17 protein-coding genes are annotated in these 23,289 nt (G+C 70.8%); 11 read left to right on the top strand and 6 right to left on the bottom strand.

Translation table 11 applies throughout. The features are described 5' to 3' along the window. The first annotated feature begins 119 nt into the window (after window positions 1-119). The 7 genes from ACZ3IJ_RS14565 (at window position 120) to ACZ3IJ_RS14535 (ending at window position 7,039) form a co-directional block, all read left to right on the top strand. A complete protein-coding gene (locus ACZ3IJ_RS14565; protein ID WP_467468077.1) occupies window positions 120-971 on the top strand; it encodes a M24 family metallopeptidase in 852 nt (283 codons plus the stop codon). Then, the gene (locus ACZ3IJ_RS14560; protein WP_467468075.1) at window positions 968-2,749 is read left to right on the top strand and encodes an SDR family oxidoreductase; all 1,782 of its coding nucleotides are present in this window, start codon (window positions 968-970) and stop codon (window positions 2,747-2,749) included. Before ACZ3IJ_RS14565 ends, ACZ3IJ_RS14560 begins: the two co-directional genes overlap by 4 nt. A 100-nt stretch (window positions 2,750-2,849) precedes the next feature. Next, window positions 2,850-3,809, top strand: coding sequence for a MerR family transcriptional regulator (locus ACZ3IJ_RS14555; RefSeq protein ID WP_467468073.1), 960 nt, complete (start codon window positions 2,850-2,852; stop codon window positions 3,807-3,809). 152 nt (window positions 3,810-3,961) lie between these two features. Next, window positions 3,962-4,504 (top strand): RNA 2'-phosphotransferase, encoded by a 543-nt coding sequence (locus tag ACZ3IJ_RS14550; RefSeq protein WP_467468410.1) that lies wholly within the window; start codon window positions 3,962-3,964, stop codon window positions 4,502-4,504. An 86-nt stretch (window positions 4,505-4,590) separates the two neighbouring features. Continuing rightward, window positions 4,591-5,043 (top strand): hypothetical protein, encoded by a 453-nt coding sequence (locus ACZ3IJ_RS14545; protein ID WP_467468071.1) that lies wholly within the window; start codon window positions 4,591-4,593, stop codon window positions 5,041-5,043. Window positions 5,044-5,101: 58 nt separating this feature from the next. After that, entirely contained in the window at window positions 5,102-6,004 is a 903-nt protein-coding gene (locus ACZ3IJ_RS14540) for an LLM class flavin-dependent oxidoreductase (protein ID WP_467468069.1), read from the top strand. A gap of 177 nt (window positions 6,005-6,181) precedes the next feature. Further along, a complete protein-coding gene (locus ACZ3IJ_RS14535; RefSeq protein ID WP_467468067.1) occupies window positions 6,182-7,039 on the top strand; it encodes a Cof-type HAD-IIB family hydrolase in 858 nt (285 codons plus the stop codon). A gap of 182 nt (window positions 7,040-7,221) precedes the next feature. Here ACZ3IJ_RS14535 and ACZ3IJ_RS14530 read toward each other — a convergent pair whose 3' ends face one another. From ACZ3IJ_RS14530 to ACZ3IJ_RS14515, 4 genes are read right to left on the bottom strand one after another with little or no spacing between them, the layout of a single operon-like run. Continuing rightward, window positions 7,222-8,934: a sensor histidine kinase gene (locus tag ACZ3IJ_RS14530; RefSeq protein WP_467468066.1), complete on the bottom strand. Its 1,713-nt coding sequence runs from the start codon at window positions 8,932-8,934 to the stop codon at window positions 7,222-7,224. 20 nt (window positions 8,935-8,954) lie between these two features. Continuing rightward, on the bottom strand, window positions 8,955-12,572 hold the full coding sequence (gene cydD / locus ACZ3IJ_RS14525; RefSeq protein WP_467468064.1) for a thiol reductant ABC exporter subunit CydD: 3,618 nt from the start codon (window positions 12,570-12,572) through the stop codon (window positions 8,955-8,957). A 15-nt stretch (window positions 12,573-12,587) separates the two neighbouring features. After that, window positions 12,588-13,595: a cytochrome d ubiquinol oxidase subunit II gene (gene cydB, locus ACZ3IJ_RS14520; RefSeq protein ID WP_467468062.1), complete on the bottom strand. Its 1,008-nt coding sequence runs from the start codon at window positions 13,593-13,595 to the stop codon at window positions 12,588-12,590. Window positions 13,596-13,613: 18 nt separating this feature from the next. Next, a complete protein-coding gene (locus ACZ3IJ_RS14515) occupies window positions 13,614-15,122 on the bottom strand; it encodes a cytochrome ubiquinol oxidase subunit I (RefSeq protein WP_467468061.1) in 1,509 nt (502 codons plus the stop codon). 204 nt (window positions 15,123-15,326) lie between these two features. On the opposite strand from ACZ3IJ_RS14515, the gene ACZ3IJ_RS14510 reads away from it, so the two are divergent. Next, a complete protein-coding gene (locus tag ACZ3IJ_RS14510; protein WP_467468059.1) occupies window positions 15,327-15,707 on the top strand; it encodes a cyclophilin-like fold protein in 381 nt (126 codons plus the stop codon). Window positions 15,708-15,794: 87 nt separating this feature from the next. On the opposite strand, the gene hisC is transcribed toward ACZ3IJ_RS14510, so the two are convergent. Then, window positions 15,795-16,910, bottom strand: a complete 1,116-nt coding sequence (hisC, locus tag ACZ3IJ_RS14505) for a histidinol-phosphate transaminase (RefSeq protein ID WP_467468409.1) — start codon at window positions 16,908-16,910, stop codon at window positions 15,795-15,797. Window positions 16,911-17,288: 378 nt separating this feature from the next. Between hisC and ACZ3IJ_RS14500 the strand changes: the two genes are divergently transcribed. The 3 genes from ACZ3IJ_RS14500 (at window position 17,289) to ACZ3IJ_RS14490 (ending at window position 21,109) form a co-directional block, all read left to right on the top strand. Beyond that, complete coding sequence (locus ACZ3IJ_RS14500) at window positions 17,289-18,395, top strand: LacI family DNA-binding transcriptional regulator (protein WP_362467928.1); 1,107 nt, start codon at window positions 17,289-17,291, stop codon at window positions 18,393-18,395. A gap of 308 nt (window positions 18,396-18,703) precedes the next feature. Continuing rightward, a complete protein-coding gene (locus ACZ3IJ_RS14495; RefSeq protein ID WP_467468056.1) occupies window positions 18,704-20,119 on the top strand; it encodes a metallophosphoesterase in 1,416 nt (471 codons plus the stop codon). A 159-nt stretch (window positions 20,120-20,278) separates the two neighbouring features. Continuing rightward, window positions 20,279-21,109 carry a hypothetical protein gene (locus tag ACZ3IJ_RS14490; RefSeq protein ID WP_467468054.1) on the top strand — a complete coding sequence of 277 codons (831 nt, stop codon included), beginning with the start codon at window positions 20,279-20,281 and terminating at the stop codon, window positions 21,107-21,109. Between the two features lie 236 nt (window positions 21,110-21,345). Here ACZ3IJ_RS14490 and thiC read toward each other — a convergent pair whose 3' ends face one another. Then, window positions 21,346-23,130, bottom strand: a complete 1,785-nt coding sequence (thiC, locus tag ACZ3IJ_RS14485; protein WP_391800023.1) for a phosphomethylpyrimidine synthase ThiC — start codon at window positions 23,128-23,130, stop codon at window positions 21,346-21,348. Window positions 23,131-23,289 lie beyond the last annotated feature (159 nt).

Below are 23,289 nucleotides of genomic sequence, written 5' to 3'. Positions count from 1 at the left end.
AGTTTTCCACAGGCGTCCTGCACACCTCTTGACGTAGCCGCCGGGCATTGTCACATTCATCAGTGTCAAGTTACGAGCACGTAGCGCACACACGGATGTTCATGGGACGGACGGGTGGCATGGCCTCAGCAGTGACAAGCGAACTGACCGCGGAGCTGCGCGGGTTCCGGGAAGTGCAGCGTCTCTCGTACGAGTGCGCGGAGGCCGTCGCGGGGCAGCTCAGGCCGGGCGTGACCGAGCGCGAGGCCGCGAGGATGCAGCGCGACTGGCTGTACGAGCGGGGGGTCAGGGACTGGTTCCACCGGCCGTTCGCCTGGTTCGGCGATCGCACGGCCTTCGTCGACTTCAAGATCCCGCTGCAGTTCTTCCCCACGAAGCGGCGGCTCGAAGCGGGTATGCCGTTCATCCTCGACATGGCCCCCGTGTACAAGGGCTACACCTCGGACATCGGCTACTCCGGCTGTCTGGGCCTGAACCCGGTCCACGACAAGCTCCTCGCCGACCTCCGGGCCCACCGCGATCTGATCCTGGCCGAGGTGCGCGAGCGCCGGTCGCTGCGGGAGATCTACGAGGACGTGGACCGGCTCATGGTCCGCCAGGGATACGCCAATCGGCACCGCGCGTATCCCTTCGGAGTGATCGCCCACAAGATCGACCGGGTCAGGGAGCGCCGCTGGTCCCCCACCCTCTTCGGCTTCGGCACCCAGTCGCTGAAGGGCCTCGCGAGCGACGCGATCCACGGCCACCGAGACGGCTGGTCGCCGCTCTGGTCGCCGTACACGTTCTCCGACCACCCGCCCCGGGCAGGGCTCTGGGCGGTCGAGCCGCACCTCGGATTCCGGGGTACGGGAGCGAAGTTCGAGGAGATCCTCGTCGTCACCGACTCGAAGGATCCCGAGCAGAGCGCTTTCTGGCTGGACGACGACCTGCCGCACGTGCGGCGCTGGAACGAAGAGGGGGCGGCGGCATGACGGCGGCACTGAACGGGGCGCGGGAGCGCTGGGTCCGTACGGGCGGGATCGAGCTGTGCGTCGCCGAGCTGGGCGACTCCGCCCGGCCGACCGTCCTGCTCGTGCACGGCTACCCCGACTCCAAGGAGGTCTGGTCGGAGGTGGCCCACCGGCTCGCCGAGCGGTTCCACGTCGTGCTGTACGACGTCCGGGGTCACGGACGGTCCACGGCGCCCGCTCCGCTGCGCGGCGGTTTCACGCTGGAGAAGCTGACGGACGACTTCCTGGCCGTGGTGGACGCGGTGAGCCCGGACCGGCCCGTGCACCTGGTCGGACACGACTGGGGCTCGGTCCAGTCCTGGGAGTTCGTGACCGTCCCGCGCACCGAAGGCCGCATCGCCTCCTTCACCTCCGTGTCCGGCCCGTCCCTCGACCACTTCGGGCACTGGATCAAGCAGCGCATGGCCCGCCCCACCCCGCGCAGGGTCGGCCAGCTCCTCGGCCAGGGCGCCAAGTCGTGGTACGTGTACATGCTGCACACCCCCGCCCTGCCCGAGCTGGCCTGGCGCGGACCGCTCGGCAAGCGGTGGCCCAAGCTTCTGGAGCGGGTCGAGAAGGTCCCGAGTGGCGACTATCCGACGCCCTCGCTGCCCGAGGACGCCGCGCACGGCGCCTGGCTCTACCGGGACAACGTCCGCTCCCGGCTGAGCCGGCCGCGCGCCGACGCGTACGCCCACGCGCCCGTGCAGCTGATCACGCCCACCGGCGACGCGTTCCTGTCCGAGCGGCTCTACGACGACCTCGCCGCGTGGGTCCCGGACCTGACCCGGCGCTCCCTGCCGGCCAAGCACTGGGTCCCGCGCACCCGTCCGGACCAACTGGCCGCCTGGATAACCGAGTTCGTCCGGGCGAACGAGGACCCGACCACCAAGGCGCCGAGCACGGCCGCGAAGAGCACCGCCGATCCCGTGTACGCCGAGCGGTTCGGCGGCCAGCTGGTGCTGGTCACGGGCGCGGCCAGCGGTATCGGTCGGGCCACCGCGTTCGCCTTCGCCGAGGCCGGCGCGAGGGTCGTCGCCGTCGACCGGGATGGCGAGGGCGCGGCGCGCACGGCGGAGATGGCCCGGCTCATCGGCGCCCCCGAAGCCTGGGGCGAGACCGTCGACGTCAGTGACGAACAGGCCATGGAGAAGCTCGCGGCGAAGGTCGCGAGCGAGTACGGAATCGTCGACGTCCTCGTGAACAACGCGGGGATAGGCCTCTCGGGCTCGTTCTTCGCCACGACCAGCGAGGACTGGAAGAAGGTCCTCGACGTCAACCTGTGGGGCGTCATCCACGGCTGCCGGATCTTCGGCGGGCAGATGGCCGAGCGCGGCCAGGGCGGCCACATCGTCAACACCGCCTCCGCCGCGGCCTTCCAGCCCTCGCGCGCCCTGCCCGCGTACAGCACGTCGAAGGCGGCTGTGCTCATGCTGAGCGAGTGCCTGCGCGCCGAGCTGGCGGACCGGGGCATCGGGGTGTCGGCGATCTGCCCCGGGATCGTGAACACGAACATCACCGCGACGGCCCGGTTCGCCGGTGCCGGCGAGGAGGAGGAGAGGCGCCGCCAGAAGAAGGCCTCCCGACTCTACGGCCTGCGCAACTACCCGCCGGAGAAGGTGGCGGAAGCCATCCTGCGAGCCGTCGTCCGGGATCAGGCCGTCGTCCCCGTGACCCCCGAGGCACGCGGCGCGCACCTCCTGTCCCGCTTCGCCCCGAAGGCGCTGCGCGCGATAGCCCGGCTGGAGCCGCCGGCATGAGGGCCGGTGCGGGCGCCGGCCGGCGGTCGTACCATCCCTCGCGGGAGAGCTCCCCGCGCAGGACCGCGATCGGGTAGCAGGATCGAGCGTGGGAGTGGGTTTGTCGGAGCAGACAGCACAGGGAGGCGGGGCCGCCTCGGCACACGCCTCCCCGGTGGAGTACCGGATCGAGGATCTGGCCCACCACAGCGGCGCCACGGTCCGGACGATCCGTGCCTACCAGGACCGGGGCCTGCTGCCCCGGCCCGAGCGCCGGGGCAGGTCCAACGTGTACGGGGACACACATCTGGCCCGGCTGCGGCAGATCGCGGACCTGCTGGACCGGGGCTACACCCTGGCCTCGATCAAGGAGCTCCTGGAGGCCTGGGACGCCGGGCGCGGTCTCGGCGGCGTACTCGGCCTGGTCGCCGAGGTCGACGGCCCGTGGACGGACGAGGAGGCCGACCGGATCTCCCGTGCGGATCTGGACGCCACCTTCGGCGGCAAGCCCGACGAGGACGCGATCCGCGAGGCGATCGACCTCGGTGTCCTGGAACGGATCCCGGACCGAGAGGACGAGTTCCTCGTCCCGAGCCCCCAAGAGCTGGCGGTCGCGGCCGAGTTGTACGAGGCGGGCGTCCCGCTCCCCGCGATCTCCGGGCACCTGCGGGAACTTCGCGTCCAGGTCGAGCACATCGCCTCCCGTTTCCTGGAGTTCACGACCGAGCACGTCTTCGCGCGCTATCTGGAGCACCGGCCGCCGACGGACTCCGACGCGGTCGAGGCGGCGGCGATGGTACGGCGGCTGCGACCGCTCGCCCAGCAGACGGTGGACGCCGAACTCGCCCGGGCCATGCGCATGTTCGCCACGCGGCACCTCCAGCACCACCTGTCACCCGAGCCCCCGCCGGTGCGCGACGAAGAGCCCCGTCCGGTGGCCCTCCCGTCCGGCACGATTCGAGCCGTACAGCGTCTTGTTGGCGCCGAGAACGCGGCGGCCTTCATCGCGGCGGCCGCCGAACGTGAAGTACAGACAAGGACATTGGATACCCTTGCCTCAAATCGCCCCGAAAGTGGCTGAGTAGCCCAAATGCCTTGACAGGAAAGACTCGTTGTCCACAGAATCGCCAATTCCCCTGTGGATAACTACAGTTCGCTGTGGATCAAACATCCCCGGCGAATTCGTTGGTCGACAGATCCGCGCTCCGGCATCCTTGCGTCATGAACAGACCGATCGACGAGAGACGTACCGTGAAGGTGTCGAAGTACCTCTCGAAACACCTGCGGCACCAGCCCGAGCGGATCGGGCTGACCCTCGACGCGCACGGCTGGACCGAGATCGACGACCTCCTGCGCGCGACCGCCGCCAACGGCTTCCCGATCACCCGCGCCGAGTTGGACCACGTCGTCGACTCCAACGACAAGAAGCGCTTCGCGATCGAGGGAACGCGGATCCGCGCCAGCCAGGGCCACACCGTCGAGGTCGATCTCGACCTGCCGCCCGCCGAGCCGCCCGCGTACCTCTACCACGGTACGGTCGCCGCCCGGCTGGACGCCATCCGGACCGAGGGCCTGCGCCCCATGGCCCGGCACCACGTCCACCTCTCCCCCGACCGGGAGACCGCCACCCGCGTCGGCGCCCGCCGCGGCCGCCCGGTCGTCCTCGGCGTCGACGCGGGAGCGATGCACCGGGCCGGCCATGTGTTCCACGTCAGTGCCAACGGCGTCTGGCTGACCGACGCGGTTCCCCCGGAGTTCCTCCGCCTTCCCCGCTGAGGCGTCCGGGCCGGGCCCCGCGGTGAACCCGGACCAGGCCCGCCGGGACACCCGGACCGGGCCCCCGCTGAGGCATGATCGTTCCCATGGCGCACCCTCATCTGCCCACCACCGAGTCGGCCGTCACCGCGATCCGCGAGATCGCCCGTGAGTACGGCCTGGAGATGACCGTCACCGACGACATCGGTGCCGACCAGACCTCCCGGCGCACCTCCGCCGGTGTCTTCACCGTCCTCGACCCGGACGGCTCGCTCCCGCACGAGGCCTTCGTCGAGCTCGGCGGCTCCCCGGCGGTCACCGTCCGCCTCTTCCCCGAGGACAACGCGAAGATCACCGTCGACGGCGTGGACTTCGAGGACGTCCCCCGCGACCACGTCCCCGCCTTCGTGCGCTCGGTCCACGGCGGGCTCGCCCACGTGAAGGGCAGGTTCTTCCCGCCCGGCTGGCGTCTGATCGTGCCGCTGCCCGGTGACGAGACGTACACGGAACTCATCCTGGACGACAGGCTGACCCCCTGGCTGAGCGGCCGGGTCCGCTGACGCGAGACCGCCTCCCGCGCCCTGCGCGCTTCCCGCCGGCCGCCGTAGGCTCGTGTGCATGACCCTGCGCCTGAGCACCGTGATCCTTCCCGTCCACCGCTGGCACGACGGCGGCCGCGAGCGCTGGCAGCGCGCCGAGGAGCTGGGCTTCCACGCCGGCTACACCTACGACCACCTGTCCTGGCGGACCTTCCGCGACGGCCCCTGGTTCGGCGCCCTGCCCACCCTCACCGCCGCCGCCACGGCCACCGAGCGGCTCCGTCTGGGCACCCTGGTCACCTCGCCGAACTTCCGCCACCCGGTGACGCTCGCCAAGGAGCTCATCTCCCTCGACGACATCTCCGGCGGCCGGATCACGCTGGGCATCGGAGCCGGCGGAAACGGCTTCGACGCCACCGTGCTCGGACAGGAGGCCTGGACTCCGAAGGAGCGGGCCGACCGGTTCGGCGAGTTCCTGCCGCTGCTCGACCGGCTGCTCTCCGAGGACGCGGTGACCCAGCCGGGCACGCACTACGCGGCGGAAGAGGCCCGCAACATCCCTGGCTGCGTCCAGCGCCCGAGGCTTCCCTTCGCGGTCGCCGCGACCGGCCCGCGCGGGCTGAAGCTCGCTGCCCGGTACGGCCAGGCCTGGGTGACGACCGGTGACCCGAAGCTGTACGAGGAGGGCACACCGGAGCAGTCCGTCGAGGCGATCCGCGGCCAGGTCGAGAAGCTCGGCAAGGCGTGCGCGGAGACCGGCCGGAACGTGGACGACCTGGACAAGATCCTGCTCACCGGCTTCACGCCGGACCGCGGCCGGCCCCTGGAGTCCGTGGACGCGTTCGTCGACTTCGCGGGCCGCCACCAGGCGCTCGGCTTCACCGAGCTCGTGATCCACTGGCCGATCCCCGACTCGGACTTCGCAGCCGACCAGCGCGTCTTCGAGCAGATCGCCACCGAGGCCGCCGCTCAGCTCTCCTGACGCCGAGGAGTCGGGGCGCAGGGGCGGGTACCAGAAGCGCAGGGGCGGTCCCAGGAGCGCAGGGGCGGGTACCAGAAGCGCGGACCAGTGGCGGGGGCGCACGTCGGGGCGTTGAATGCCCCTCTCAGATGTGCGCCCCCTCGCACGCACGTGCACCAAGTACGGAAGAATGGATCGGTGACCTCACCCCACTCCGCGCGCCGCGCAGCCCCGGCCCCCCGACTGATCGCCACCGACCTCGACGGCACGCTGTTGCGGGACGACAAGTCCGTGTCGGAGCGCACGATCGCCGCGCTCGCCGCCGCCGAGCGGGCCGGCATCGAGGTCTTCTTCGTCACCGGCCGCCCGGCCCGCTGGATGGACGTCGTCAGCGACCACGTCCACGGGCACGGCCAGGCGATCTGTGCCAACGGCGCGGCCGTCGTCGACCTCCACTCCGGAGGAACGTTCCTGGAAGTGCGTCCGCTGGCACGCGACGTCGCCCTCGACGTCGTGTCCACGCTGCGTGCCGCCGCGCCCGGCACCTCGTTCGCGGTCGAGCTCACCACCGGGATCCACTACGAGCCGCAGTACCCGCCGTTCTTCCTCGACCCGGGTGCCACCGTCGCCTCCGCCGAGAAGCTGCTCTTCGAGGAGGAGCCGGGAGCCGCCGCCCCGGTGCTCAAGCTCCTGGCCCAGCACCCGGACCTCGAACCCGACGACTTCCTCGCGACGGCCCGCGCGTCCGCCGGCGCGCTGGCCTCCTTCACCCGGTCCAGCCCGACGGCGCTGCTGGAGATCAGCGGCCTCGGGGTCTCCAAGGCGTCCACGCTGGCGCTGTGCTGCGCCGAGCGCGGGATCTCCGCCGATGAGGTCGTGGCCTTCGGGGACATGCCGAACGACATCGAGATGCTCAGCTGGGCAGGCCGTTCGTACGCGATGGGCAACGCGCACCCGGAGGTGATCGCCGCCGCATCCCGCCGCACGGTCGGCAACAACGAGGACGGTGTGGCCGTCGTGATCGAGCGCGTCCTCGCGGGCACGATCGACGACTGACGCCCGGGTGGCGGATCCGGCCCGGGCCGGCGGGCGGGCCTCGGGCAGGCCGACAGCCGTACGGGGACGGTCTCGGCCGTACAGGGACGGTAGGCCCCACGGGGACGGTCGGCCCAGGTGGACGGTCGGCCCAGGGGGACCGTAGGCCCAGGTGGACCGTAGGCCTACCCGGACGGGCGGCCCTACAACGGGGCCTGCCACACCACCGTCGTGCCGCCGCCGTCCTCGCCGATGCCCGGGTCGCACCAGCTCGAACCGCCCAGCGACTCCGCGCGCCGGGCCAGGTTGCGCAGTCCGCTGCGCCGCCCGCCCTCCGGGATGCCGACGCCGTCGTCCGCGACCGAGAGCCGCACCCCGGCGGCGCCGTCCGGGAGTTCGACGCCCGCGTCGACCACGACCTCGATCCGGGTCGCCCGCGCGTGCCGGAAGGCGTTGGACAACGCCTCGCGCAGCGCGGCGATGAGGTTCTTGCCGGTGAGTTCGCCGACCGCCGAGTCGATCGCCCCGAGGAAGCGGTGCGCTGGTTTGAAGCCGAGGGGCACGGCGGCCATGTTGATCTCCCGCAGCACGCGGGTGCGCAGCCCGGAGGGCGCCTCGGCGGGCCCCTGCTGGAGCGCGAAGATCGCCGTACGGATCTCCTGGATGGTCACGTCCAGTTCGTCGACGGCCTTGCCGACGCCGTCGCGCACCGCGGGCACGACCGACCTCCGCTGGGCGCTCTCCAGCATCATCCCGGTGGCGAAGAGCCGCTGGATGACCAGGTCGTGCAGGTCACGCGCGATCCGGTCGCGGTCCTCGTAGACAGCCAGCCGCTCCCGATCGCGCTGCGCCTCGGCCATCATCAGCGCGAGCGCCGCCTGCGAGGCGAACTGGGTGGCGAGCGTCCGCTCCGCCTCGGTGAACGGCCTGCCGCCACGCGCGCGTGGCGTGGCGAGCGCGCCGAGCACTCTGCCGCCGCTGTGCAGGGGCAGCAGCATGCTGGGGCCGTACCGGGCGGCGAGGCGGCTGACCATGCGCGGGTCGGCCGAGGCGTCGTCGACGAAGACGGCTTCGCCTTCGAGTAGCCGGTCCACCACGGCGCTCTCGGGCGGGATCACCGTGCCCAGCGCGGGGGACACCGGTTCCGAGGAGACGGCGACGATCTCGAGCCCGCCTTCCTCGGCGGGCAGGAGCACGATCCCGGCGGCCGCGTCCGCCAGTCTGCGGGCCTGTTCGGCGACCACCGAGAGCGCGTCGTCCGCGTCGCCGCCCGAGAGCAGGGCGGTGGTGACGGCCACCGAACCGTCGATCCAGCGCTCGCGCTGGCGGGCGGCCTCGTAGAGGCGGGCGTTGCCGATGGCGATGCCCGCCTCCGTGGCGAGGACGCGGACCATGTGGACGTCGTAGTCGTTGAACTCGCCGCCGCCGTTCTTCTCGGCGAGGTAGAGGTTGCCGAAGATCTCGCCCTGGACCCGGATCGGGACCCCGAGGAAGCTCCGCATCGGCGGGTGGCCGGGCGGGAATCCGGCGGAGCGGGGGTCGGCGGACAGATCGGCGAGCCGGATGGTCCGGGGGTCGCGGATGAGTGCGCCGAGCAGCCCGGCGTGACCGTCGGGGCGGCGTCCGATCCGGCGGGCGACCTCGTCGTCGACCCCGTAGGTGACGAAGTCGGAGAGGCCCTCGCCCTCCTCGTCGACGACGCCGATGGCCGCGTAGCGGGAGCCGGCGAGTTCGGCCGCCGTCTCACAGATGCGGTCGAGGGTGGAGTGCAGTTCGAGCCCGGTGCCGACGGAGCGCATCGCCTCCAGGAGCTGGGGCACACGCGCGGTGAGCTCCGTGGACAGGCCCTGGAGGCTGCGGGTGGCCTGGGTGGCGGCTTCCAGGGGGTCCGGGAGATCAGGCACGGCGGCGGTCATGACCTTGAGCCTAGTAAGTCCTATTTGCCAAGAAAAGTCGGGTGCCCTGCGGTATGCCCGGAAGCCTCGCCCGGGGTCCCGCCCGAAGCCTGTCCCGGGGTGAGCAGGAGATCGGTCGCGCGCTCCTGCTCGAGCATCCGCCGCAGCGGGCCGTCGGCCCCTGCCAGCTCCGCGTAGGGCCCGCGCTGCACCGTCCGCCCCTCGTCCAGGACCACGACCTCGTCGACGGCGTCGAGGCCGTGCAGCCGGTGGGTGATGAGGACGGTGGTGCGTCCCTCGGTGGCGAGCAGCAGATCGTCGGTGAGGGCGTCCGCCGTGGCGAGGTCCAGATGTTCCGCCGGCTCGTCCAGGACGAGGACCGGGAAGTCGGCGAGAAGGGCCCGGGCGAGTGCGAGCCGCTGCCGCTGGCCCCCCGAAAGCCGCGAACCGTGCTCGCCGACCAGGGTGTCGAGCCCGTCGGGCAGCCCGTCCACCCAGTCGAGGAGCCGGGCTCGGTCCAGCGCCGCACGCAGGTCGTCGTCGCTCGCGCCGGTCCGCGCCAGGCGCAGGTTCTCGCGGAGGGTGCTGTCGAAGATGTGGGCGTCCTGGGCGCAGAGACCGACGAGACGACGGACGTCGTCGCCGTCGAGCTCGGCCGCCTCCACCCCGCCGATCCGGTACGAGCCGGTGTCGGCGTCCAGGAACCGGAGCAGCACCTGGGCGAGTGTGGTCTTGCCGGAACCGGAGCTGCCGACGACGGCGACCCGTCGCCCGGCCTCCAGAGTGAGCGCGAAGTCGCCGAGCGCCGCCCGCTCCTGGCCCGCGTACCGCGCCGAGAGGCCGACGACCTCCAGCGGGAAGGGGCTGCCCGGCGGTGTGGCGGGCCGCGCGGGCTCGTGCACGGGTACGGGGGCGTCGAGGACCTCGTACACCCGCTCGGCGCTGCGCTTGATCCGCTGGCGGTACTGGACGGCGAGCGGGAGGCCGGTGACGGCCTCGAAGGCGGCGAGCGGGGTCAGGACGACGACGGCCAGCGCCACGCCCTCCAGGCGGCCGTCCCGGACGGCCTGGACCCCGACGAGCGCGGCCGCGGCGACGGTCAGACCGCAGACGAGCGCGGAGAGCCCGGCCCCGAGCGCGGTGGCGGCCGCCTGCCGGCGGGCGATGGCGGTGAGCGTACGGTCGGCCGCTCCGGCCCGCTCGGTACGGTCCCTCAGCGCCCCGGACACCGTCAGTTCGGCACAGCCGCGCAGCAGATCGACGACGGTGGCGGTGAGGGCGCCGCGGGCGGGGGCGAGCTGCCGCTCGGCGCGGCGGGCCAGCAGCCCGCTCAGCAGCGGCACGGCCACACCCGCGGTGAGCAGCCCCAGGGCGAGCACGGCACCGGCCTCGGGGAGCAGCCAGGCCGTGAACCCCACGGAACCGGCCCCCACGACGAGCGCGGCGCCCGCGGGCAGCAGCCAGCGCAGCCAGTAGTCCTGGAGCGCGTCGACGTCCTGGACGAGCCGGGAGAGCAGGTCGCCGCGACGGGTGCGGCGGAGCCCGGCGGGGGCGATGCGCTCCAGGCGCCGGTAGACGGCGACCCGGAGTTCGGCGAGCATCCGCAGCACCGCGTCGTGGGACACGATCCGCTCGGCGTACCGGAACACGGCCCGGCCGATGCCGAAGGCCCGCGTGGCCGTGACGGCGACCATCAGATAGAGCACCGGGGGCTGTTCGGAGGCCCGGGAGATGAGCCACCCGGAAACCGCCATGAGTCCTACGGCGGATCCGAGCGCCAGGCTCGCGAGCAGCAGGGCGAGACCCATCCGCCCCCGCAGCTCCCCGGCCATGGCGCGGACGCGCCCGAAGGCCGATCGTCCCTCTTCCGTCCCGGGGATGTCTGCCGCCGCTGCCGCTGCCTCGACAGGTGCGGCCGGTTCCGTCGCGGCAGGTGCGGCCGGTTCCGTCGCGGCAGGTGCGGGCACGGCGGAGGCCCAGGACGAGCGGTCGAGGGGCCCGGCGGGCCGCTCCTCAGGGGCGGTCGCCGGGGCGAGCTCCACCACGCGGTCCGCGACCGCGAGCAGTGCCGGCCTGTGGACGACGAGGAGGACCGTACGGCCGGCGGCGAGGCGGCGGACCGTCTCGACCACGCCCGCCTCGGTCGCGCCGTCCAGCGCGGCCGTGGGCTCGTCCAGAAGCAGCACGGGCCGGTCCGCCAGGAACGCGCGGGCCAGGGCGAGTCTCTGGCGCTGGCCCGCCGAGAGACCCGCGCCGTCCTCGCCGAGCACGGTGTCGGCGCCGGCCGGGAGGGCGCGGACGAACCCGTCCGCGCCGGCGTCGCGCAGGGCCTCCCGTACCGCCTCTTCGGAGGCGTCGGGGCGCGCCAGACGGACGTTCTCGGCGATCGTCCCCGCGAACAGATAGGGCCGCTGCGGCACCCAGGCGATCCGCGAGCGCCACTCCTCCATGTCGAGCGTGCCGAGTTCGGCGCCCCCGACGCGGACCGAGCCGCTCTCGTCCGGGGTCGCGAACCCCAGCACCACGTCGAGCAGCGTGGACTTGCCGACCCCGCTCGGCCCCACGAGAGCGACGGTCTCTCCGGGCTCGACGACGAGCGAGGCCGCGTCCAGCGAGGGTTCGGACCGGCCCGCGTGCCGGACGGTCACGTCCGCCAGCTCGATCCGGGGCGACGTAGGCATCGCGTCGCTGCCGTTCTGCGGCGCCGGGCTCTCCAGGACCTCGAAGATCTCCTCCGCGGCCGCCAGCCCCTCCGCCGCCGCGTGGTACTGCGCCCCCACCTGCCGGATCGGCAGATAGGCCTCGGGCGCCAGGATCAGGATGACCAGACCCGTGTACAGGTCGAGGTCGCCGTGGACCAGCCGCATGCCGATCCCGACCGCGACCAGCGCCACCGAGAGCGTCGACAGCAGCTCCAGGGCGAAGGAGGAGAGGAAGGCGATGCGCAGGGTCTTCATCGTCGCCCGCCGGTACTCCGACGTGATCGCGCGAATCGAATCGGCCTGGGCCTTGGCCCGTCCGAACACCTTGAGCGTCGGCAGCCCGGCCACCACGTCGAGGAAGTGGCCCGAGAGCCGGGACAGCAGCTTCCACTGACGGTCCATCCGGGCCTGGGTGTACCAGCCGATGAGGATCATGAAGAGCGGGATCAGCGGCAGGGTCACGACGATCACCGCGGCCGAGACCCAGTCCTCTGTGACGATCCTGGCCAGGACCGCCACCGGCACCACCACCGCGAGCCCCAGCTGCGGAAGATAGCGCGCGAAGTAGTCGTCGAGCGCGTCCACTCCGCGGGTGGCGAGAGCAGCCAGCGAGCCGGCCTTCTGGCCGCTGAGCCATCCCGGGCCGAGTGCGGCCGCCCGGTCGAGCAGCCGCCTCCGCAGTTCGGACTTGACCGCGGCGCTCGCCCGGTGGGCCGCCAGCTCGGTCAGCCAGGAGACCAGCCCCCGCCCCGCCGCGACTCCGGCGAGCAGGAGCAGGGGCGCGGTCAGGCCGGAAACCGAGAGGCCCTTCTGGAAGGCGCCCACGACCACGTCGGCGATGAGCATCGCCTGGGCGACGACCAGCGCCGCCCCGGCCAGGCCGAGCACCACGACCGCTCCGAGGAAGAAGCGGGTGGCCCTGGCGTACCGGAGCAGACGCGGATCGATCGGTTTCACGTGAAACATCTCCCCCTAGTGAGCGGCGTCGCCGGCGATGTGCTGCGTACCGATGCGCTTGCGGAACACCCAGTAGGTCCAGCCCTGGTAGAGCATCACGAGCGGAGCGGCGATCGCGGCGCACCAGGTCATGATCTTCAGGGTGTACGGGCTCGACGAAGCATTCGTCACGGTAAGACTCCACTCGGGGTTGAGCGAAGACGGCATGACGTTCGGGAACAGGGTGAAGAAGAGCATCGCCACCGCCGCGGCGATCGTGACACCCGACAGTGCGAACGACCAGCCTTCACGCCCCACCTTGATCGCCACGATGGCGCCGACCAGCGACGCCACGGCGACGAGCATGGCGCCCAGGCTCCAGCCGTCGCCCTTGTCCGCCTGCGTCCAGACAAGGAAGCCCAGCGCGAGGACAGCCGTCAGGAGACCCAGCTTCAGAGCGAGCGCCCGGGCACGGGCCCGGATGTCCCCCACCGTCTTGAGCGCGGCGAAGACCGTCCCGTGGAAGGTGAAGAGGGCGAGAGTGACCAGGCCGCCGAGGAGCGCGTACGGGTTGAGCAGGTCCCCGAAGGTGCCGACGTACTCCATCTCGCTGTCGATCTTCACGCCCCGCACGATGTTGCCGAAGGCGACACCCCACAGCACGGCGGGGATCAGGGAGGTCCAGAAGATGGCCTCCTCCCAGTTGCGCTGCCAGTTCTCCTCTGGCCGCTTCGCGCGGTACTCGAAGGCGACGCCACGGATGATCAGACAGACCAGGATGATCAGCAGCGGCAGGTAGAAGCCGGAGAAGAGCGTCGCGTACCACTCGGGGAACGCCGCGAAGGTCGCGCCGCCGGCCGTGAGCAGCCACACCTCGTTGCCGTCCCAGACGGGACCGATGGTGTTGATCAGGACCCGCTTCTCGGTGCGGCCACGGGCGAGCAGCTTGGTCAGGACGCCGACCCCGAAGTCGAAGCCCTCGAGGAAGAAGTAGCCGATCCAGAGGACGGCGATGAGTACGAACCAGACGTTGTGGAGTTCCATGCCTCGATCTCCTGAGCCTCAGTACGAGAAGGCCATGGGCCGGTCGGGGTCGCGGTCGTCCCCGCCGATCTTGGTGGGAGGGTTGAGGTCGGACTCGCTGAGCTCCGGCGGTCCGGCCTTGACGTACTTCACCAGCAGCTTGACCTCGATCACGGCGAGCACCGCGTAGAGCAGCGTGAAGACGATCATCGAGGTGAGGACCTCGCCCTGGGAGGTGCCGGGGGAGACCGCGTCCCTGGTGCGCAGCACGCCGTAGACGACCCACGGCTGGCGTCCCATCTCGGTGAAGATCCAGCCCCATGAGTTGGCGATCAGCGGGAACGCCATGGTCCAGAGCGCGATGATCCAGTACCACCTGCCCAGGCGGGGGCTGAGCGCCTTCCGCTTGAACAGGACCAGATTCGGCACCTCGTCCTCACCGGTCCGCATCCCGGGCGCCAGCATGAACTTCTTCCGGGTCAGCCAGAGGCCCACCATGCCGATGGCCAGCGAGGCCATACCGAAGCCGATCATCCAGCGGAAGCCCCAGTACGCGACGGGGATGTTGGGCCGGTAGTCGCCGGGTCCGAACTTCTCCTGCTCGGCCTTGTTGATGTCGTTGATGCCCGGGACGTACGAGCTGAAGTCGTCGTTGGCCAGGAAGGACAGCAGTCCCGGGATCTCTATGGCCACCTTGTTGTGGCCCTTGTCGACATCGCCGTACGCGAAGATCGAGAACGGCGCGGGCGCTTCGCCGTCCCAGAGGGCCTCGGCGGCGGCCATCTTCATCGGCTGCTGCTTGAACATGACCTTGCCGAGCAGGTCGCCGCTGATGGCGGTGCCGAGTCCGGCGATGATCAGGGTGATCAGGCCGAGCCGCAGCGAGGTCCGCATCACCGGGACGTGCTTCTTGCGCGCCAGGTGGAAGGCGGAGATCCCGACCATGAACGCGCCTCCCACCAGGAAGGCGGCCGTCATGGTGTGGAAGAACTGCGTGAGCGCGGTGTTCTGGGTCAGCACCAGCCAGAAGTCGGTGAGCTCGGCCCGGCCGCGCTCCTCGTTGATCCGGTAGCCGACCGGGTGCTGCATCCAGGAGTTGGCCGCCAGGATGAAGTACGCCGAGAGAATCGTGCCGATCGACACCATCCACATGCAGGCCAGGTGGATCTTCTTCGGCAGCTTGTCCCAGCCGAAGATCCACAGGCCGATGAACGTGGACTCGAAGAAGAAGGCGATCAGCGCCTCGAAGGCCAGCGGCGCCCCGAAGACATCGCCGACGAAGCGCGAGTAGTCGGACCAGTTCATGCCGAACTGGAACTCCTGCACGATGCCGGTGACGACACCCATGGCGATGTTGATCAGGAACAGCTTGCCCCAGAACTTCGTCGCCTTCAGGTACTTCTCGTTCTCCGTGCGCACCCACGCGGTCTGGAGACCGGCGGTGAGGGCGGCGAGGGAGATCGTCAGGGGGACGAAGAGAAAGTGGTAGACGGTGGTGATGCCGAACTGCCATCGCGCCAAGGTCTCTGGCGCCAGAGCTAGGTCCACGTCGTCTTCTCCTTACCTTGCCGTGATCACATCGGCAGTTTGCCCCTTTAATCCCACCAATCCAGGGATGAACGGGACACGCTTGTGAACGCGTTCACATTCACAAGCATTATGGCTCATACGAAATCCGTACGTAAGACCGGGGGTCCCCCTACCGAAGGTCACCCCTTCCCAGAGCCTTCAACATATTGTTGAATCCTGGCTATGACCCTTCAGATCCGTATCTCCTGGCCCGCCGGACACACCACGGCGACCCTCGAAGAAACCCCCACGAGCAAGGCGCTCGTGGGGGCTCTGCCGATCTCCTCCACCGCCCGGACCTGGGGCGAGGAGGTGTATTTCGACACTCCGGTCTCCACCGCCGTCGAGGCCGGCGCGCGGCAGGTGGTGGAGCCGGGCACGGTCGCCTTCTGGACCGAGGGTGACGCCCTCGCACTCCCCTACGGCCCCACCCCGATATCCCGGGGCTCCGAATGCCGGCTCGCGAGCCCCTGCAACGTGCTGGGCTCGCTGGACGGCGACGCGCGCGTCCTGGCCACCGTCAGGGACGGTGACCCGATCCGCGTCGAGCACGTGGAGATCTGACCTCCCGGGCGCGCCGATCAGCGTCCGCCGGTCACCGTCCATCGATCGGCGTCCGCCGATCAGCCTCCACCGATCGGCGTCCGTCGATCAGCCTCCGTTACGGAAGCCCTCCGCCGCCTTCAGGAACAGGTCGTTGGCCTCGCACTCACCGATCGTGACGCGCACGCCCTCGCCCGCGAACGGCCGCACCACCACGCCGTGCCGCTCGCACTCCGCCGCGAAGTCCAGCGTCCGCTCACCGAGCCGCAGCCAGACGAAGTTCGCCTGAGTGTCCGGAACGGTCCAGCCCTGGGCCACGAGCCCCGCGTGGACCCGCTCGCGCTCGCCCACCAACGAGCCGACCCGCCCGAGCAGTTCGTCCTCGGCCCGCAGCGAGGCCACCGCCGCGTCCTGCGCGAGCTGACTCACACCGAACGGCACCGCCGTCTTGCGCAGCGCCGCCGCGACCGGCTCATGGGCGATCGCGAAACCGACCCGGAGCCCGGCCAGGCCGTACGCCTTGGAGAACGTCCGCAGCACGGCGACGTTCGGCCGGTCGCGGTACAGCTCGATGCCGTCGGGGATGTCGGTGTCACGGACGAACTCGCGGTACGCCTCGTCGATCACCACCAGGACGTCGGAGGGCACCCGGTCCAGGAAGCGCTCCAGCTCGGCGCGGCGCACCGCCGTGCCCGTGGGGTTGTTCGGATTGCAGACGAAGATCAGCCGCGTCCGGTCGGTGATCGCCTCGGCCATCGCGTCGAGGTCGTGCACCTCGCCGTCGGTCAGCGGCACCTGCACGGAGGTGGCACCGCTGATCTGCGTGATGATCGGGTACGCCTCGAAGGACCGCCAGGCGTAGATGACCTCGTCACCCGGGCCCGAGGTCGCCTGCAGCAGCGACTGCGCCACGCCGACCGACCCCGTACCGGTGGCCAGGTGCGAGACCGGGACCCCGAAGCGGTCCGCGAGCTCGTTCATCAGGCCCGTGCAGGCCATGTCGGGATAGCGGTTGAAGGCGGCGGCCGCGGACAGCGCGCTCTCCATCACACCCGGCAGGGGCGGATACGGGTTCTCGTTGGAGGACAGCTTGAAGGCGACCGCACCACCCGCGGCGGCGGGCTTGCCCGGCTTGTAGGTGGGAATGCCGTCCAGAACGGCACGCAGCCTGGGGCTGCCCGCGGCCGTCCCGCCGACCGCGCCGTCTCCGCCGGTCTCGCTCACTGCGCTCACTGTGGTCCTCCTCGACCGTCCGTACCACCAATACTCCTCACCTTATGAGGATTCGCCTCCGCTGCGAATGGGCTGTGGACAACGGAGTGGGGAACCTGTGGACGAGTGGGGGAGCGCGGGGCCGGGTGGCGCGCGCCGGTGGCGAGCGCCGTGGCGCGCGTCCCTCGTAGAGGTGAGTTGAGACCTCTTCGAGACATGGACTCCTTGGCAGGCTCATGCGGGTCGGCAACCGCAGATCACACCCGAGAGGCACTAACTCGCTTGAATTCCAAGGCATTTGACATTTCTTGATCATGCAAAAACGTGCCTGTCAACGGGTGCATATGCGAGCGTCCCAACCACCCGGCCTCGCCCTACTATCGGCTCGCCATGACAGCAGCAGGGAAGCACCAGGTGAGCCGGGCACAGACCCGGGGAAGCCGGCAGGGGCGAGCGGGCATCCGGGATGTGGCCGCCGCCGCCGGGGTCTCCATCACGACTGTCTCCGACGCGCTCAACGGCAAGGGCCGGCTCCCGGACGCCACCCGCCGCCACGTCCGCGAGGTCGCCGACCGGCTGGGCTATCGCCCATCCGCGGCGGCCCGCACGCTCCGTACCGGCAAGTCCGGCCTCATCGGCCTGACCGTGACGACCTACGGGGATGAACCTTTCACCTTCACCGAATTCGCGTACTTCGCGGAGATGGCCAGAGCCGCCACATCGGCCGCGCTCGCCCGTGGCTATGCCCTGGTCATCCTGCCCGCAACCTCCCGCCATGACGTCTGGTCGAACGTCGCCCTCGACGGCACCGTCGTCATCGACCCCTCCGACCACGACCCGGTCGTCACCGAGCTCGTCCGTCAGGGCCTGCCCGTCGTCTCCGACGGGCGCCCCGCCGGCACCCTCCCGGTGACCGCCTGGGTCGACAACGACCACGAAGCCGCCGTACTCGACCTCCTCGACCACCTCGCCGCCGCCGGCGCCCGCCGGATCGGCCTTCTCACCGGAACCACCACCGACACGTACACCCGCCTGTCCACCACCGCGTACCTCAACTGGTGCGAGCGGGTCGGGCAGGACCCCGTCTACGAGGCCTACCCGGCGCACGACCCGTGCGCGGGCGCCGTCGCGGCCGACCGGCTGCTCGCCCGCCCCGACCGTCCCGACGCCGTCTACGGACTCTTCGACCCGAACGGAACCGATCTCCTGGCGGCGGCCCGCCGCTACGGACTGCGCGTACCGGAAGATCTGCTGCTGGTCTGCTGCAGCGAGTCGACCGTCTACGCCACCACCGAACCGCCCATCACGACCCTTTCGCTCAAACCGCGCCGGATCGGCACGGCCGTCGTCCAGCTCCTCATCGACGCCATCGAGGGGATCGACACCGACGGACCGGTCGAGCAGGTGATACCGACCGAACTCATCGTGCGGACGTCCTCCCAGAGGCGTTCTCCGCGGACGACGGTGAGTCCTCCCCGGTCGCCCTCGAAGGACTGAAGAAGAACACGTACGCGCCGAAACCCGGCCCACGCCGGGTCGGGTGGGGGTCGGGTACGAAGCGGGTGCGGAGGGGGCACGGACCCGAAGCCGGACACAAACCAGGCCTCGGCCCTGCCCCAACCCTGGACTGGACCTTCTCAATTCGGGCGAAACAACCGGTGAACCCGGAGTGGACCCGGATTCACCACCCCTGGTGCGTCACACAGGCGGACCCTCATTCCTATGATGGGCGCACGACACCGCGGACCACCCCGACCAGGCCGGTCCGCGATGTGCAGGGCATCGCGACGGTGGTGGAGGGGTCGATGACTCAGGGGGCCGGGCAGGAACCCGTGGTGCGCACGGCGACATTGCGTGATTTCCGCGTACCGCCGTACGCCCGGGTACCCGTGCAGGGTCAGGCCCCGGAGCCTCCGTCCGGGCACCCCGTCGTGCCGTACGAGCCCGGCGCACCCGTCGACCCGGGTGCGCACGGCGAACCCGTCGCGCAGGGCGCGCCCCTCGAAACGCGCGCGCAGGGCGAACCCGTCGCGCACGGGGGCTCCTTCGAACGGGTCGAGTTCGCGAAGCGCGCCGACTTCGTCGAGCCCGCGGAACCCGTCGAGTACGTCGAGCCGATCGAAGCGGTCGTACCGTCCGAGCCGGTACCCCCCGCCCGCGTCACCGTCGCCGACCCCACGCTCCTCCTCGGCCGGCCCTCCTCCGCGCTCTCCGCCCTGACCACCCTGGTCACCCCCGCGGCCGCGACCCCGGGCCACCCCGGGAACGCCTTTCCGGACGACCAGCTCCCCGAGGGCTACACCCCCACCGAACGCGACCTTCCGGTCATCAACCGGGGCGACACCGTCCAGGTCCACGTGGACCCGGACGCGGCCCCCGCGCCCGCCCCGAACGGCGACGGCCCCGGCCCCCTCTGGGTGGTCGGTGACGTCCACGGATACCTGGACGAGCTCGTCGCGGCCCTGCACGAGCGGCGCCTCATCGACGAGAACGGCGCCTGGGCCGCGGGCAACGCGCGCCTGTGGTTCCTCGGCGACTTCACCGACCGGGGCCCCGACGGCATCGGGGTCATCGACCTCGTCATGCGGCTCTCCGCCGAGGCCGCGGCCGCCGGCGGCTACTGCAAGGCCCTGATGGGCAACCACGAGCTGCTCCTCATCGGCGCCAAGCGCTTCGGGGACACCCCCGTCAACTCCGGCGCGGGCACCGCCACCTTCCAGGCGGCCTGGCTGCTCAACGGCGGCCAGAAGCACGACATGGACCGCCTCCAGGACGTCCACCTCCAGTGGATGTCCCGACTCGACGCCGTGGTGGAGGAGGACGGGCATCTGCTGATGCACTCCGACACCACCGCCTACCTCGACTACGGCTCCACCATCGAGGACGTCAACGAGACCGTCCACGAGATCATCAACCGGAACGACGCGGACGAGGTCTGGGACCTCTTCCGCAAGTTCACCAAGCGCTTCGCCTTCCGCGACGACGCGGGCCCCGAGGCCGTCCAGGAGCTCCTCGCCACGTACGGCGGCGGCCGTGTCGTGCACGGTCACAGTCCCATCCCGTACCTCCTGGGCCAGGTCGGCACCGAGGACGCCGAGGGCGGTTCGGACCCGGTCGTCGACGGTCCGCACGTGTACGCGGACGGTCTCGCGATCGCCATGGACGGCGGAGTGACCATGGCCGGAAAGCTGCTGGTCGTCCAACTCCCCCTGCAGAGCTGAGGCATAACACTCCGCATCCGGGGAAGGCGATTTCGGGAAACCCCCTGTCACCCTGTGCCATAACCGCAATACCATCGGATCATCCGTAGCAGGCTCTCCTCCGTTTCCGCCCAACCGGCCGTTCCTCGCGGCCGGCCAGGCCCAACGGAGCATCGGGGGATGCACATGAACGTGGCTCCGCACCTGCTGACCGAGGACCGTGCCGAGTACGTGCGACTCCTCGACGACGCACTGCGCAACGCGCACGACCATCCGGATCTCGCCGAGACCGGGAAGCGGCTCACGGCCGAACAGCTGCGCACGATGGCACTGAACGCGACGGCGCTGATCACCGCAGCGGCCGCGGTCGAGTACGACCACTTCGTGAAGGTCCGCGAAGAGAGTCGCTCACCGAGCGGTTCGAGTGTGGTGGACGCCGTCCTGGCGGCGGAGGGCCAGGGGCCGAGCGCCGGACCAGGTGCCGGCATCGTCGCGATCGTGACGGTCCTCGCCCCGGTTCTCGCCGGCACGGCGGCGGTGATTTTCCTGCTGGTCGGTGCCGTACTGAAGGTGCTGGCGCCCACGCTCGCCTTCGCCGACACGCTGCTGACCGCGGGGTGGTTCTTCGGCGCGGTCGCCGCCGCCGGTCTCTTCTGCGCCGCGGTCGGGCTGCTGCTCACGGCGCTGGGCAACCGGTCCACGCAGGTGGCCGCGAGCGATCCGCCGCCGGCCGAACCGGACGACGAACTGTCCCGCGCCCGCCAGGCCTGGCGCCGCGCGCTGGTGGACCGGGGCATCGTGCCGTTCCTGCGCGACGCCCTGGCCGCCCCGGATCCCCTCCCGGCGGCGCCGCCCCCCACACCGCCCCGCACCGATCGCATACCGAAGATCGGTTACAGCGGCCCGGACTTCAGCAGCCCGAACGAGGGTTCTCCGGGCACCCGTCCGACGTTCAGCAGCCCCGACTTCTCCAGCCCGGACTTCGGCCCTCCGGACCACGGCCCCGAGTAGCCGGACGGGCCAGACGGGCCCGGGCAGACCGGCGCCGAGCAACCGAACCCCGGGCACACTGACCCGGGCACACTGCCCCGGGCAGACCGTCGTCCGGCGCAGAGGCGGACCGGCCGGGTGCGGGACCGCGCCGCCACAGACGCCGCGGCGGGCGCGAGCCACACAGCCCCCCGGCCATGCGGTCCACACCCGCCGCTTCATGCGACCCGACAGGACGTACGTACGAAAGGCCTCGCCTACTCAGCCAGCGGCAGGTACACCCGGTTGCCCGCGGCCGCGAACTCCTTGGACTTCTCCTCCATGCCGGCCGCGATCTCGTCCGACTTGAGGTCGCCGCCGTGCTCCCGGCGGATGTCCTGCGAGATCTTCATCGAGCAGAACTTCGGACCGCACATCGAGCAGAAGTGCGCGGTCTTCGCCGGCTCCGCCGGCAGCGTCTCGTCGTGGAACTCGCGGGCCGTGTCCGGGTCGAGCGCCAGGTTGAACTGGTCCTCCCAGCGGAACTCGAACCGCGCGTCCGACAGCGCGTCGTCCCACTCCTGCGCCCCCGGGTGCCCCTTGGCCAGGTCGGCCGCGTGGGCCGCGATCTTGTACGTGATGACACCGGTCTTCACGTCGTCGCGGTTGGGCAGGCCCAGGTGCTCCTTGGGCGTGACGTAGCAGAGCATCGCCGTGCCCCACCAGGCGATCATCGCGGCGCCGATGCCCGAGGTGATGTGGTCGTACGCCGGGGCGACGTCCGTGGTGAGCGGGCCGAGCGTGTAGAACGGCGCCTCCTCGCAGATCTCCTGCTGGAGGTCGATGTTCTCCTTGATCTTGTGCATCGGGACGTGACCCGGGCCCTCGATCATCGTCTGCACGTTGTGGCGCTTGGCGATCGTGTTCAGCTCGCCGAGGGTGCGCAGCTCGGCGAACTGCGCCTCGTCGTTGGCATCGGCGATCGAGCCGGGCCGCAGGCCGTCGCCCAGCGAGTACGTGACGTCGTACGTCGCCAGGATCTCGCAGAGCTCCTCGAAGTTCGTGTAGAGGAAGTTCTCCTTGTGGTGCGCCAGACACCAGGCGGCCATGATCGAGCCCCCGCGCGAGACGATGCCGGTCTTGCGACGGGCCGTCAGCGGCACGTACGGCAGCAGCACGCCGGCGTGGACCGTCATGTAGTCGACGCCCTGCTCGGCCTGCTCGATGACCGTGTCCTTGTAGATCTCCCAGGTCAGCTCCTCGGCCTTGCCGTCGACCTTCTCCAGGGCCTGGTAGAGCGGCACGGTGCCGATCGGCACGGGAGAGTTGCGCAGCACCCACTCGCGCGTGGTGTGGATGTTGCGACCGGTGGAGAGGTCCATGACCGTGTCGGCGCCCCACTTGGTCGCCCAGGTCATCTTCTCCACCTCCTCCTCGATGGAGGAGGTGACGGCGGAGTTGCCGATGTTGGCGTTGACCTTCACCAGGAACCGCTTGCCGATGATCATCGGCTCGATCTCCGGGTGGTTGACGTTGGCCGGGAGGACGGCCCGACCTGCCGCGATCTCCTCCCGTACGACCTCGGGCGAGACGTTCTCGCGGATCGCGACGTACTCCATCTCCGGGGTGATCTCGCCCCGGCGGGCGTACGCGAGCTGGGTCACCGCCTGGCCGTCGCGGCCCCGGCGGGGCTGGCGCGGACGGCCGGGGAAGACCGCGTCGAGGTTCTTCAGGCCACCGCGCGGCGACGTGTGCTTGATGCCGTCGTCCTCGGGGCGGACCGGGCGGCCCGCGTACTCCTCCGTGTCACCCCGCGCGATGATCCAGTTCTCGCGCAGCGGCGGAAGGCCCCGCCGTACGTCGGTGTCGATGGTGGGGTCGGTGTACGGACCGGACGTGTCGTACAGCGTCACGTCCTTGCCGTTGGTGAGGTGCACCTGGCGGACGGGCACCCGGAGGTCGGGGCGCGAGCCCTCGACGTATCCCTTGTGCCAGCCCGGCTTGCGCTCGTCCTGGGCCGCGTTCTCGCTGGTGGCAGGCGTGCGTGCATCCTGAATGGTCATGAGACCGATCTCCCTACGCCGGCATTACCCGGTAACAGGTTCGGCGGTCGGCGCAGCCTCCTCCCGTACGTACATCGGTACGCGCGTACGGTGATCAGCGCCCTCTCAGCCCGGTGCTCCGAGCTCCCGCGTGTGCAAAGGTGGCACCACGCTAGCGTC

This window comes from Streptomyces sp. NPDC013317 (assembly GCF_055563155.1).
Note: the sequence above shows the minus strand (reverse complement) of the source record. Positions and strands in the feature narration are given on the sequence as shown.